Source organism: Pseudoalteromonas sp. SIMBA_162, assembly GCF_046535955.1.
Classification (GTDB): domain Bacteria; phylum Pseudomonadota; class Gammaproteobacteria; order Enterobacterales; family Alteromonadaceae; genus Pseudoalteromonas; species Pseudoalteromonas marina.
In genome coordinates this window covers 1-398 of record NZ_JAWJBQ010000105.1, presented here as the reverse complement: position 1 = coordinate 398, position 398 = coordinate 1, and the positions used below count along the sequence as shown (strand labels likewise).

Sequence of the window (398 nt, the reverse complement as noted above, 5' to 3'; positions counted from 1 at the left end):
GCCAGCGTGCCGAGAGCATCACCTTGAACGCAAACGCCCCCGCCGGAGGACTCCGACGGGGGCGTTTTCATTGTGGCGCTTCGACTATGACTCGCCAGTAGTGTCGTCACGGCGCGCCAGCAGGCGGCGCATCGGCTCGGTCGGCTCCAGCACATAGTGGATGCGGCTGGCACGATAGCAGTCGTTGAAGGCATCGAAGTAGTCATCCAGCACGCTGGCCGCGTTCTCCTCTCCCGCCTGACGCAGCAGCTCCGCCGCCACTTCCGCCGTGCACAGGTGCGCCTCGGAGGCAGGCTTGCGCAGGTGATAGCGGGTCAGACGTTGAGTGTGCAGCGGCAATACCGGCAGGCCGTCCAGATAGGGGCTCTTGCGGAAGATGCGCCGTGCCTGACGCCAGG

Annotated in this window: 1 protein-coding gene; it reads right to left on the bottom strand. The window is 65.8% G+C overall.

Features of this window, described 5'->3' with window-relative positions; genetic code table 11:
- Positions 1–84: 84 nt before the first annotated feature.
- On the bottom strand, positions 85–398 hold a 314-nt coding region (locus tag R0J88_RS18915), incomplete at its 5' end, for a DTW domain-containing protein (protein ID WP_410900715.1).